Raw genomic sequence first — 12,884 nt, 5'->3', positions numbered from 1 at the left:
ACAACAGTAATTCTGATCCGCGACTTGCCAAAAAACGCGGTATGATTGCCGCATATCAGCAGCCCCATTCACAGGAATATTGAAACGCACACCATTGGATCGAACATCAGGAAATCAGATCCATTTGCGCAGAAAGATCCGCTTTCTGCGCCGCATTGGAGAGCCGTTCCAAAACCAGCGAAATCTCCTCGCTCCGCATCTCTTCGCTCCAACCCAAAAGCGCCGCCATTTCGCTGACAACCACCTCAAATTGCTGCGCGCTCATCGCGCCCAGCACCAGATCATTTGTGCGCCTGAGCAGCACATCACTCAGCCGGAAGGCCTGCGTCCCGTCCACATGCTGGCGCACAAAGGCGCGCAGCTGCGCCTCCGTCATCCCTGCAATCTCATGCGGCATGCTTTCATAATCCGGCAAGCCCACGCTGCGCGTCTGGCAGGGCCGCGCTTTTGCCTGTGCGCCCAACAGCTGATCAACCGTCTGCTCCGCCACCAGCCGCGCGGTGGTCCATTTCACGCTGACAATGCTGAACAGCCCGACAATCCCGTCCACAACACCATGATCGATGATCTCGCTCTCATGCAGCGGCACCGCCTCTGCGCCCTCTTCCTGCATCGCAGGCGCCAGCCCCGCGTAGCTGTAAAGCACATCCTCAGGAGTCAGCCCCAGCTCCGGGTAGACCTCATTAAACTCCTCAACAAAATCAGCCACATCACCCGGCCCAACCCGGTCATCCACCTCTGCCCCCTCATGCGCCACATGGGTGGTGCCGATCATGGTTTTGCCCTGCCAGGGCACCACAAAAAACATGCGGTTGGCACTGTCGACCTTGGAGTCAGAGGCGCGGTTGCTGCGCACTGCCACCCCATGGGGCAGCGCCGGCTTGCGGGTCACCAAATTCATGCTCTTGACCAGCCCAAGCTGCATAGTCAGCTGGGGCTCCCCCGCACCGTTGATCCAGCTCGCCGCCCAGGGACCGGTTGCGTTGACAACTGCGCGTGCCTGAATGTCAAAACACGTCCCGCTGCGTATGTCCCGCGCTTTGACGCCAGCGATCACCTGCGGATCATCCTCCCGAAACAGCGGCGCATCTGCGGTCACATAATTGGCCACCGAAGCCCCATACTCCGCCGCCTGCTGCAACATCTGCAGCACCGCCTTATCCGCCAGCGAGACCTGCGCATCCATCCACATCGCCCCGCCGCTCAGGGGCTGATCCTCCATGCCCGGCACCATCTCACGATAGCGCTTCGCTCCCATAACGCGCCCCTTGGGGGCCTTGAGCCTGCGACCGTCGCGTAGGGCCACACAGGCATTGAGGAACTCATAAAGCGCCACCCCAATGCCAAGCGCGGCAGGCCCCCGCATGCCAAACCCGTAAGCCGGCATCAAAAACCGCATCGGCTGCACCAGATGCGGCGCAGTCTGCAGAAAAATCTGCTGCTCACGGATCGATTCAATCGCCCGCTTGAAATTGAGATGCTGAAGATAGCGGATGCCGCCGTGAATGGTCTTCAGGGAGTTGTGGCTTGTGGCACTGCAAAAATCGGCCTGCTCCACCAGCGCCACGCTCAACCCTCGCAACGCCGCATCCCGCGCCACACTGGCCCCCAGCACACCGCCGCCCACAACAACCAGATCAAACTGCCGCGTCGACAGCTCTGACAAATCACGTTTCATAAAGTCACCAATGGTGCACGAATCTATTAAAAACGGCCACTTAATCAAATAACCGCCTTTGATAAGACGCAATTTCCCACCGTTTGTCATGCTGCCAATTGCCGCGCTGAGGAATTGAGGCATCACCTGCGTGACCACATCACAACACTCTGCGCAGGCATCTTGCGAGGCGCGCTTTTTTGGTGCTACGCAATTCAGGCTTGGGTTGTTTATAGGGGACGCTGGTGGAAAGTGAGCGCGACACTCTTAAAAAAGACCGCGTCGTTGATGCGTTAAACGACGACAGCTCTGCCCTGCAAAAATATCAGAAATTCTTTGTCGGCAATTCCAGTTTCAGCGCCTTTCTGCGGTATGAATTTGCCATGATGTTTGCGGCTGGCACGCGCGGCGCTTTGGGCTTCTTTCTCAGAAAACACCTATTCCCCGGCCTATTTGCCAAAACCGGAAAAGGCGTCAATTTTGGCCGCAATATATCTTTGCGTTGCCCCACCCGCATGTCGCTGGGCGAGAGCGTGACCATTGATGACGGCTGCGCGCTAGACGCGCGCGGCGCGGCTTCTGCCGATGATTTTTCCATTGGCCCGCGCACCCTGATTGCGCGCGACACCGTGCTGCTCGTGAAAAACAACCACCTGCGCATTGGCGCGGATTGCTCCATCGGCAGCCAGTGCAATCTCAGCGGTGTATCGGGCATTGAAATTGGCGATCACTGCATCATCGCAGGCCAATGCTACTTCGGCGGCGGGCGCTACAAAATGGCCCTTGGCGAAGGCCCCATGGTGACACAAGGTCTGGAAACCAAAGGCCCTGTGGTGCTTGGAAATGACGTCTGGGTCGGCGCGCATGTCTCTATTCTGGACGGGGTCCGCATCGGCAACGGCGCGGTGATAGCGGCAGGTTCGGTGGTCACCAGCGATGTGGACGACAACGCCATTGTCGCAGGCGTTCCCGCCCGTGTTATCCGCCTCCGCAGCTGATCAGCGCTGCCGCTCTACGCCGGACGGCCCTTTTCCAAATCCGTGCATCCCGTTTGGGTGTTTGAGCCGCACCGATGTATCAAAACCACGCCCCCGCGCGCTTTCTCGCGCAAACAGCTTGCCACAAACCGCCACCACGACCTAACGTGGCCTTAGATTTTAAGGAGGGCCTCGCCCTCAAATTTTGACATAGCATATTGTGAAGACGAGATGATTATTGACGCTCGCAGCTTACCTGACGGCGAGGTTATCGACGCCGACATCTGCATCGTCGGCGGTGGCCCTGCGGGCATCACCCTTGCACTGGAACTCTCTGGCTCCCCTCTAAAAGTTGCCCTGATTGAAAGCGGTGGCATCTATTATGAGGATGAAACCCAGCAACTCTACAAGGGGCCGAACCTCGGCTTTCAATATGACCCGCTGGATGAGGCCCGCCTGCGCTTTCTTGGTGGCTCTTCAAACCACTGGAGCGGCCACGCCATGCGTCTGGCACCGGTGGATTTTGAGGTGCGCGACTGGATGAAATGGTCCGGCTGGCCCATCACCTATGATGATGTCGCCCCGTTTTATGACCGCGCGCAGCCCTATTTCGAGCTTCATGAAGAGCGCCCCTATGACATCGCCTATTGGGCGGACCGTCTTGGCTTTGACCTCTTTGACCTCAACCCGGATCTTCTGGAAAACGTCTCCATCAACCAAAGCCCGCCAACGGCTTTTGGCTATACCTACGAGGACGCGCTCCGGGCGTCTGAGAATGTCACGGTGTTTCTCAACGCCAATGCGCTCAACATCGACAGCACGTCCACCGCCTCCGAGATCACGGGCATTGATCTGGCCTGCATCGACGGCCCAAGGCTGCGCTGCGAGGCCAAGCGTTATGTCCTCTGCATGGGCGGCATCGAAATCCCGCGCCTGATGCTTCTGTCAAACAAGGTGCAAAACACCGGCATTGGCAACGGCAATGACCTTGTGGGCCGCTTCTTTGCAGACCACGCCGCCATCCGCCCGGCCGCGCGCATTCTGGCGGGCCGCAACGCCCCCAACATCGATCTTTATGCCGAGCCATACGAGTTTGACGATGTGGGCGGCATGTTTGCGGCCATTGTGCCGTCAGATGATCTGCTCCGGCGCGAACAAATCGCAAGCTTCATTTTCCACATGTTCCCCGCCGCGCGCTCCCCCGGCGATCTGGCCATTGGCCAGCTTACCAAACAGCTCCGCGGCAAAGGCAACGGCCTCGCCCCGCATATCCAGAACGTGCTGACCGATCTGGATGGCGCGGTCAACGGCATCTGGCGGCGCGCCCTTGATACAAGAGACGATCTGATCACCCGCGAATGGGTTGGCCCGTGGCTTGGGTTTGAATGCGTGCCAAATTACGACAGCACCGTGCATCTGGTGGAAGAAACAGACCGCTTCGGCCAGCGCCAGATCGCGCTGAACTGGCAGCTCACGGATCAGGAAATGCGCACCGTCAAACGCGCCACAGAACTGCTCGCCTCAGAGATCAGCCGCACAGGTGCAGGTCGCGTCTGGACCGATGTGCTCAGCGAGGACTACGACTGGCCAAGCTTTGTCGCCCGCGGCAAACACCACTGCGGCACCACCCGCATGTCAGCGGGGCCGGACACCGGCGTGGTAAACGCCGACTGTCAGGTGCATGGCATCAGCAACCTCTTCATCAGCAGCTCATCCGTGTTCCCCACCAATGGCTACGCCAACCCGACCGTAACCATCGCCGCCCTGTCGATCCGCATGGCAGACAAATTCAAAGCCGACGCACGCGCAGGCAGCCTGTAAGGAGGGCGACCCTATGAAACGACGTGACTTGCTTCTGGCCGCCGCCCTCAGCCCGGTGGCCTCGCTCGCCAAAGCCATGCCCAATCCCTCCTTGGACGCACTCAAAAAGATTGGCCGCGCCGCCCTTGCGCAAGGCGCCGTTCCGGCGGACCCTGCGGCCTTGCGCGCTGCACTTGGCTTGCATCGCCACGCGACCCTGTCTGATCACACCGGATCCCTAAACGCGAAAGTCGCGGAGGATTTTGCCGCAGGCCACACCGTTCAGGTCGATGGCTGGGTGATGAGTGAGACCGAAGCCTGCGTCTGCGCATGGATCGCTTTGCAGGAAGAAGGGGCCTGACATGCGGGTTTTCATCCTTCTGATTCTGATCGCCGCATGGGGCCTCTTCCTGTCCGTTTTTGTCCCTGGAAGCCTCTATTCCGGCACCCTGATCGGCGCGCTTATTGCGACTCTGTGTTTTCTTTTATTCGGCCGCAAACACCGCAATGGAAACAAAGCCAATTAAGCCAGCGGTATTGTCCAATTCCACAGCGGTTTTTGCCTATTTTCACTGCCCAAGGTGTTGCGTGAACGTGTCACCTCACTCCGCAATTGCCACAGCCCACAGCGGTTGCTAGAGTTTGAGCCAATTCGAAGGCATTTTGCTTTAGGTATTTTTAATTATTTTGTTTTGGTCAGGAGTCATACTTTGACCGTTAAATACTCTGTCATCGTTCCAATTTTGAACGAGGAAGAAAGTGTGGGACTGCTCTATCAGAAAGTCGCCACCGTTTTTGATGAGTCCAAATTGTCTTTTGAACTCATCTTTGTTGACGACGGATCCACCGACAGCAGCTTTGAAAAGCTCTCGGAGCTTTCCGCAGAGGATCCGCGTGTCGTGGTGCTGAAGTTCCGCAAAAACTACGGACAGACCGCAGCGATGATGGCGGGCATCGAATATGCGCGCGGCGAGGTTCTGGTCACCATGGATGGCGATCTGCAGAACGATCCCGCAGACATTCCCATGATGCTGGCCAAGATTGACGAAGGCTATGACATGGTCATTGGCTGGCGCATCAACCGTCAGGACAAATGGCTGTCACGCAAGTTGCCCTCGATGATTGCCAACCGTCTGATCGGCAAGGTCACCGGCCTGCCGGTGAAAGACAACGGCTGCTCCCTCAAGGTCTACCGCGCCAACACCATCAAGCGGGTGCCGCTCTATTCGGATATGCACCGCTTTATTCCGGCGATGACATTGCCCGTGGGCGCGCGCATTGCTGAGGTGGGCGTGCGCCACCATGCCCGCCAATTTGGCGAGTCCAAATATGGCCTGTCACGCATTTTCAAAGTGCTGCTTGATCTGATTGCGATCAAAACCCTGCTGATGTTTTCGCGCAAACCCATGCGGCGCTTCACCGGGCTGTCCGTCACTTTTGCATTTTTGACCTGCCTCTTTGCTTGGCCCATCGTCTTTGGCCCCGGCGCTGCTGAAACCGGCAGCGTCATGGTCTTTACATCCGTGGCCATGCTCTGCGGCTCTCTGTCCCTTTTCTTGTTTTTGGTCGGCGTGGTCTGTGCCTTGGTGCATCGCCAGATTGGGCCCGACAAATTGTATTGGCTCGGCGGCCATTCCGTGACCGCGCTGCCGAATGGAGAATAAAATGATTCACAGTCAAAATACCCATGACGCAAAAGCAGCAAGCGAACTTCTCACGGTGATTGTCACCGCCGATGGGGATGGCAAAGGGCTGAAAGAGCTGCTGTCTGATTTCCGCCCGGTGCTTGATGCCCGCCCCGAGCCTTACGAACTGGTGGTGGTCTATGAGCAATCCTCATCCGGCATCACCCAGGCGCTCAGCGCGCTGCAAGACAGCTGGCCCAACCTCAAATCCATCGGCCAGCGCCCTTGGGCCGGCGAAGACGCGGCCATCAAACACGGCATTGGCCAGGCGGTGGGCGATATCGTCCTCACCTTGCCATCGTGGCGCGAGATTGAGCCGGGCTCCATCAATGCGCTGCTCGATGGGCTTTCTGATGCCGATATGGTGGTGGGCAAACGCGACAAGGTGGATCGCAACGGCATCCAGAAGTTCCGCTCATGGGCCACCCACGGCCTGCTGCGCGCCCTGTTTCAACAAAGCTTCAGCGATGTGTTTTGCCGCGCCCGCGCCGGTCGTCGCGATGTGTTTCAGAAGGTCTCTGAACTGGGCGTCCGCCAGCACTTCCTGCCCCTGATCGCCGCCTCTGAAGGCTATAAGGTCAAGGAGGTGGATGTGACGGTGATGCAGAACCTCAACGAACAGGACATCTACAAATTCAAACCCCACGCCCATGTCGGTGCGCTGGTGGATCTGATGACCCTGTTTGTCGGCCTGAAATACCTACGCCGCCCCCTGCGGTTCTTTGGCTCGGTCGGCGTGCCCCTGATCTTGGTTGGCGCCTTGCTGACCACCTATCTGGTGATTGAGCGCCTGTTCTTTGGCGCGGCCCTCGCGGACCGCCCGGCGCTGGTGTTTGCGGTTCTGATGCTGGTGCTTGGCATCCAGATCGTTGCCCTCGGCCTCGTCGGGGAAATCATCATCTTCTCCTCAAGCCGAAGGTTGCGCAGCTACGAGATCGATCAAGTCCTGCGGGGCCGCCCGACCGCTGCAGAAGAGGCGGCCTCAGAACGCACCGCGCGCCCGCGCGATACAGAGACCCCACCACAGGGCGATCGCCAGCAGGCTGACATAAGAAGCGATATCGCGGACGCCTGACGCATGCAGATGGACGTCCTCAACCCGCAACGTTGAGGGCGTTTCAAACACTCCTTTGACAGAGACAAGCGCGCCTGCGCCCAGCGTTGAGTTTGTCAGCGCAAGGCGCTCGCCGGTCCACACACGCAGATGCGGCACTCCGTTCTCAAAAACAATCCGGTTGCGATCAATGCCAATCTCCCGCCCCGCACGCTGGCCATACTCTGCCAGTACCTTGGTGGAATGCACATTGGCCGCAAAAGCGGCTTTCTCCATCGCGAGTGGCGCACAGAAATAGACCGCCAAAAGCACAACCGCAGCCCGCGCACGCGCGCCCCTCGGGCGCCGCAAATCGTCACCATTGGGCGCATCTCTGAAAACCATCCAGAACACCACACCAAGGCTCAGCCCATAAAGCGCATAGGTGGGCCAATCCTCCGGCCAGAACAGCCCGAAATTCAACGGCTCCCAACGCAGAGGCGCAAAAAGCAACACACCGTTGGCCCATTTTGTCTGCAGCGCATCCAAAGCAAAATGCAGCAGCGCACCAAAAGCCAATACATTGAAAACGCTCAACGCTCTCCGGCTGAACAGCGCCAAACAGGCGCAGAGCACCAGGCTCATCAGCAGACTGCTTTGCGCCACAACATAGAGCCGCAGCTCAATCGCAGGTACATCGCCAACGGCGCGCACCACACGCTGCAAAATCCATGGCAGATCCGGGATCACACATCCTGCCAAAATCCATTTTGTGTCCGCCTGCGGCAGTCCAATCCGGGTGAGCAGCATCTGCGCGCCGATATGCCCCAAGGTGGCAGGCACGGCTCAGCCAAACCGCTTTCGCAACTGCATCCGAATCTGCGCCGCAACAAAGGCCGTCGGGGTCGTCAGTGCCCCAAAACACGCCGGCGAGCGTTCAACCTGTCGCAACCAGCCCGCCATGCTGCCAAACGGACGTTCCGGATCTATCGCGCAGTCCGCGACAAACCCATAGCGCCCAACGGCCCGCTCCTGATTGGGCAACGGCAGCGGGTCTGACCCAGCCAAAACGCGCCAGCCATGGGCTTCGGCTTCCGCCAGCAAGGCTGGCCGCTGCGCACCACGCATCCGCACGCCACTGTCTGCGACAAAGACCCCCGTGTCGGTCGGCGGTTGCGAAATCAGCGACCGCACCACCTCGCCCCGCGCGCCCTGCCACTTGCCAAAGCCCCAGGGCAACACCACCAGCAGCCCCTGCCCGACCGCCGCGCTGATTACCTCTGCCAAGGGCGCCCCGTCAGGCGGTGCCGCAGAGGTCCCATGCAGCAAAACCTCAAGCCCCTCCTGCGTCACAACCTGCCGCCCGGCGACAATATAGATGTAGCTCCCATCCGGCGTGCGCGCCAGCTTGGTCATCTCTTCTTGGGTTTGTGTGATTTCCCATTCTCCCGCCTTTTCGGGGAGAGAATCATAAAAATTCACGCCTGATATCTCTGTGAGAAACAAAAAACCGAGGTCAGAATGACTGTTTCTCATTAGCCCCATAGTCGACCGCGCATTATCGAGCGCCTTTTCCACAGAAAACGCGGAATGAATATGCACATGGCCATCAATATGGCAGCGTTTCAGACCGCCAGCAGCAGCCTCTAGATCATTGTTATTCAATAGATTTGGCCCAAATAGAGACAATAATGTGTTTTCTCAATATCAGCCTCCGACGCGCGCTACGTCAATAAAAACCGCGCGAAATAGCGGCGAATTTCACGGCCAAACGCCACGCCCCGCACGCTACTCTTTTGGGTAGGTATCAAAACCCTGACTGGAAATTCACAAGCATCTAATTTTAAATGTTTTTTTAATAGATTATTAATACTTATTGACGCCGCTGAAATCTCCGTATCTTATTTGTGATGTGTCTGTGGGAAGGGTAATCAAACAGGCGGAATATCGGGGGAATTTAACAATTCCAAACCGCAGGACCATTTTTTGCCTGCATAAAATTTATACTTTTGCCTCTTTGATGTTCGGTCCATCAAAGTGGACCTATTTGTTTAACATTCGGCGCAATTCCGCTCTGAATCCCCGCTCCGCTGCTCTCCCGCTTATTTGGCGAAAAATACGCGTTTGTTGCGAGTAATTAGGGGGAATTAACAGTGTCATACTATTACCGCGAATATGAATGGACCGCTCTCAAGGAATCCGATCTTCTGGATCAGGGCGGCAACGGGTCCAGCATCGGCTGTGGCGATAAATTCACCATGCCGGACAGCGCCTCAGTCTGTCTCTCAACCAAAGACAACGATTACTTCCTCTCCGGCGACAACTGCCGCAATGAGCACGCCAACGACCGCTCCGGTCAGCAGGCCTATGTCGACGGTGAAAAAGTTGGCGGTCAGATGTATGCGGAAAGCTATCACGTGCTGAAAGGCTCTGATGGCCAGACCTACTACATGATCGAAATCGAAATCGAAGATCACAACGCCCCCGGCGCAGGCGACGATTATTTCAGCTTCTACGGCGCAGTGCCGCCAGAAGGCACCGAGCTGACCGTTGTCAAAACCTGCAACGTGAAAAGCAACTGGGTCGACTACAAATGCCTCAGCGCAGGCGAAAAGGTCGAAACCGGCGCGATCTCCGGCACCGTCTTCTGCGATGTGGATTGTGACGGCATCAACGGCGAAGTCACCGTCATCCCCGGCTGCGATTACACCATCGAAGCCGAAGACATGGCCAGCTATGGCTTCAAAACCGTCGAAGGCGCGCAGGCCTCCGGTGGCGAATTGGTCAAGCTCTACTGCGCAGGTGGCTACGGTGAGCTTTGCACCACCTTTGACGGCAAAACCGGCGTTTATGACGTAAAAATCCGTGTGCAGGATGAAAAAGACGGCCAGAGCGTCATCAAGCTTAAGGTCGGCGGTCAGGTCGTCGAAGCCGTCCGTCTGGATGCAGACACCGACGGCTGGGGTTCCAATGATGGTGGCTTCTCCACCTATGTAATCAAAGATGTTGCGATTGAATCCGGTCAGGATGTCACCCTGAAAGCCTTTGGCGACGACTACGAATATGTCCGCATCGACAACATCGTTCTGGAAGGTCAGGATCAGACCGAAGTGGTCTCTGAACCCACCAAAGCGGGCGTTACCATCAAGCTTCTGGATCTGGACGGCAATGTGGTTGCAACCACCCAGACCGATGCAGATGGCAACTACCGTTTCGATGACGTCCCTGTGGGTGACTACAAAATCATGGGCGTCGCCCCGGATGGCACAGAATTCACCATTCAGGACGCTGGCACAGATGACAGCATCGATTCCGACGTAGATGAGAACGGCATGTCCGGCGTGGTCTCGGTCACCGCAGACAGCGAGACCGACATCGACCTCGGCGTCTGCGTGAAAGAAGATCCCGGTTCCCTCTCCGGGCGCTATTTCTGCGACGTGGACAGAGATGACCTCGACAACAACAACGGCGACGAGCCTGGTATCCAGGGTGTGCTTGTCACCTTGCTCGATGCCAATGGCGATCCGGTGCTGGACGCTGGCGGCAACGCCATCACCACTCTGACCGATGCGGATGGCAACTATCAGTTCTCTGATCTGGAACCCGGCACCTATGGCGTCAAATTCGAAGACCCGGATGCCGTGCTGGTTGGCAAAGAGCTGGTGAACCCCAATGTTGGCGCGGATGACACCTCCGACAGCGACGCTATCGGCGACACCACCATGTCCGTCATTGAAAACATCACCGTGGTGTCCGGCGAAGACACTGGCGATAATGACGCCGGTGTGCGTGACACCGACCCGATGACCGCAGAGCTGGGCGACACCGTCTGGCTGGACCTGTTTGGCGACGGCATTCTCAATGACGAGGAATTCGATCCGTTCTTTAACGGCCGCGAACAGGGCGTGCAGGGCGTCACCGTTCAGCTCCTGACCGCCTCCGGCATGGTGCTTGCTGAGCAGATGACCGATGAGAACGGCAACTATCTCTTCACCGGTCTCGCTGCAGGCGACTACAAGGTCGGCTTCATCCTGCCTGAGGGCTTTGCCTTCACAGCGGCCAATCAGGGCGGCGATGATGCGCGCGATTCCGATGCGGTGCCAATGAGCGCTGATTTCGCGATGACTCAGGTGGTCACCCTGGCCGAAGGCGAATCCAACCTCACGCTGGACGCCGGTATCCTGCGCTGCGGCCTGATCGAAGGCACCAGCCAGGCCGATGAAAACTCACCGGTCGGCGGCTTTGACCTGCTGGTGGGCTGTGAAACCGATGACAGCATCATCGGCTTCTCCGGCGAAGACACCCTGATGGGCAACGGCGGCAACGACACCCTCGAAGGCGGCAGCTATGACGACCTGCTGGAAGGTGGCGAAGGCGAGGATGATCTCAACGGCGGGTCCGAGAATGACATCCTGATCGGCGGCGCTGGCAATGATGATCTCAACGGCGACGGCGAGGTCGACACCGCGGTGTTTGGCGGCAACTTTGCCGATGCGGACATCCAAATCGTCGACATCTTCACCGGTGAGCTGATCATCACCTCCGTGGATGGCGTCGACCGCCTGCGCAACATCGAATTCCTGCAGTTTGATGATATGACCGTGGCCGTGGAAGAGCTTGTACCAGGCGGCACCAGCGATCAGGTGGCCGCACCGGGTGCGGGCGGCTCCGTCAACATCGACGTGCTCGCCAATGACATCGAGCTCAGCGAAGGCATGCTTGAGGTCGCTCAGGTCAACAACGGCGGCTACGGCACCGTGGTGCTTGAAGCGGATGGCACCGTGACCTACACGGCTGGCGCGAACTTCACCGGCTATGACTCCTTCAACTACACCGTCACCAACGGTGTCGGCTTTGTCCGCACGGTCGAAGTGCAGGTCGGCGACGTTCCAACGCTGGACCCAGCGGACCCAAGCACCATCGTGCTGGTCGAGCCTCTGGGCGAAAACGGGGTCAGCTTCACCGGCACGGGTCTGGATGAAAACATCCTTGGCACACGCGGCGAAGACACCATCGAAGGGCGCGGCGGCGACGACTTCATCGAAGGCGGCCGGGGCGACGACAACCTGCGGGGCACCGCTGGCTTTGACACCCTGCTCGGTGGTGAAGGCGACGACACCATCAACGCCGACGGTCAGGCCGACCTCGCCTTGGGTGGCATCGGCAATGACGCACTTGCCGGTCAAGCGGGTGCCGACACACTCTTTGGCGGCGACGGCGATGACTTCATCCGCGGCCTGCAGGGCTCGGATTATGTCTCAGGCGGCGCGGGTGATGACCGGTTCCTCAGCCCCAACGACGGCGCAGATGTGATCCTTGGCGGCGCTGGTGCCGACGAGTTCATCTGGTCAGAAGCCAGCGATGCGGGCGAACGGGACTTCCTCGATGGGGAAAGCGGGATCGACCGCCTCGAAATCGAGCTGGACGGCGCCGATGCGGTTGCGGTTCAGGCCGAAGTCGACGCCTACCTCGCTCTGGTTGCCCTCAATGCGCCCGCAGCAGGCAGCATCAACGACGGCAGCATCCTCACAGACACCTTCAGCTTCACCACGCTGGATCTCGACATCCGCAACTTCGAGGAAGTGGTGCTCATCTAAAACAGATCAGGCCCTCAATCGGGGGCCTGCTCACCCTCAGGTCGTGATGCGCCTCTTGGACTTACCTCAGCCTCACAGCGCATTGGCGACAAAATCAAAAGCTCCCGAAACAGCTTCGGGAGCTTTTCTTTGTCT

10 protein-coding genes are annotated in these 12,884 nt (G+C 58.3%); 7 read left to right on the top strand and 3 right to left on the bottom strand.

What is annotated here, in order from left to right; translation table 11 throughout:
- Positions 1 to 106: 106 nt before the first annotated feature.
- Positions 107 to 1,678 carry a glycerol-3-phosphate dehydrogenase/oxidase gene (locus J7400_RS18160; RefSeq protein ID WP_209065513.1) on the bottom strand — a complete coding sequence of 524 codons (1,572 nt, stop codon included), beginning with the start codon at positions 1,676 to 1,678 and terminating at the stop codon, positions 107 to 109.
- Positions 1,679 to 1,902: 224 nt separating this feature from the next.
- On the opposite strand from J7400_RS18160, the gene J7400_RS21425 reads away from it, so the two are divergent.
- From J7400_RS21425 to J7400_RS18130, 6 genes are all read left to right on the top strand, one after another.
- Complete coding sequence (locus tag J7400_RS21425) at positions 1,903 to 2,655, top strand: acyltransferase (RefSeq protein ID WP_209065512.1); 753 nt, start codon at positions 1,903 to 1,905, stop codon at positions 2,653 to 2,655.
- 210 nt (positions 2,656 to 2,865) lie between these two features.
- Entirely contained in the window at positions 2,866 to 4,455 is a 1,590-nt protein-coding gene (locus J7400_RS18150; protein ID WP_209065511.1) for a GMC family oxidoreductase, read from the top strand.
- Positions 4,456 to 4,468: 13 nt separating this feature from the next.
- Positions 4,469 to 4,795 carry a hypothetical protein gene (locus J7400_RS18145; RefSeq protein ID WP_209065510.1) on the top strand — a complete coding sequence of 109 codons (327 nt, stop codon included), beginning with the start codon at positions 4,469 to 4,471 and terminating at the stop codon, positions 4,793 to 4,795.
- A 1-nt stretch (position 4,796) separates the two neighbouring features.
- On the top strand, positions 4,797 to 4,961 hold the full coding sequence (locus tag J7400_RS18140; protein WP_209065509.1) for a hypothetical protein: 165 nt from the start codon (positions 4,797 to 4,799) through the stop codon (positions 4,959 to 4,961).
- A 183-nt stretch (positions 4,962 to 5,144) separates the two neighbouring features.
- Positions 5,145 to 6,098: a glycosyltransferase family 2 protein gene (locus J7400_RS18135; protein WP_247738901.1), complete on the top strand. Its 954-nt coding sequence runs from the start codon at positions 5,145 to 5,147 to the stop codon at positions 6,096 to 6,098.
- 1 nt (position 6,099) lies between these two features.
- Positions 6,100 to 7,194 (top strand): glycosyltransferase, encoded by a 1,095-nt coding sequence (locus J7400_RS18130; RefSeq protein WP_209065507.1) that lies wholly within the window; start codon positions 6,100 to 6,102, stop codon positions 7,192 to 7,194.
- Here the strand turns inward: J7400_RS18130 and J7400_RS18125 are convergent.
- Both J7400_RS18125 and J7400_RS18120 read right to left on the bottom strand, forming a co-directional pair.
- Positions 7,102 to 7,995, bottom strand: a complete 894-nt coding sequence (locus J7400_RS18125; RefSeq protein ID WP_209065506.1) for a hypothetical protein — start codon at positions 7,993 to 7,995, stop codon at positions 7,102 to 7,104. The genes J7400_RS18130 and J7400_RS18125 overlap by 93 nt on opposite strands.
- Positions 7,996 to 7,998: 3 nt before the next feature.
- Positions 7,999 to 8,634, bottom strand: a complete 636-nt coding sequence (locus tag J7400_RS18120) for a hypothetical protein (protein ID WP_209065505.1) — start codon at positions 8,632 to 8,634, stop codon at positions 7,999 to 8,001.
- Between the two features lie 671 nt (positions 8,635 to 9,305).
- On the opposite strand from J7400_RS18120, the gene J7400_RS18115 reads away from it, so the two are divergent.
- On the top strand, positions 9,306 to 12,749 hold the full coding sequence (locus J7400_RS18115; RefSeq protein ID WP_209065504.1) for an SdrD B-like domain-containing protein: 3,444 nt from the start codon (positions 9,306 to 9,308) through the stop codon (positions 12,747 to 12,749).
- Positions 12,750 to 12,884 lie beyond the last annotated feature (135 nt).

The organism is Shimia sp. R9_2 (assembly GCF_017743735.1).
GTDB lineage: Bacteria > Pseudomonadota > Alphaproteobacteria > Rhodobacterales > Rhodobacteraceae > Shimia.
The sequence above is the reverse complement of the archived record's forward strand: the minus strand, read 5'-3'. Positions and strand labels throughout refer to the sequence as shown.

Coding starts and splice junctions, on each gene's coding strand:
- J7400_RS18160 (WP_209065513.1), bottom strand. CDS start 1,678: ATGAAACGTGATTTGTCAGAGCTGTCGACGCGGCAGTTTGATCTGGTT.
- J7400_RS18150 (WP_209065511.1), top strand. CDS start 2,866: ATGATTATTGACGCTCGCAGCTTACCTGACGGCGAGGTTATCGACGCC.
- J7400_RS18145 (WP_209065510.1), top strand. CDS start 4,469: ATGAAACGACGTGACTTGCTTCTGGCCGCCGCCCTCAGCCCGGTGGCC.
- J7400_RS18140 (WP_209065509.1), top strand. CDS start 4,797: ATGCGGGTTTTCATCCTTCTGATTCTGATCGCCGCATGGGGCCTCTTC.
- J7400_RS18130 (WP_209065507.1), top strand. CDS start 6,100: ATGATTCACAGTCAAAATACCCATGACGCAAAAGCAGCAAGCGAACTT.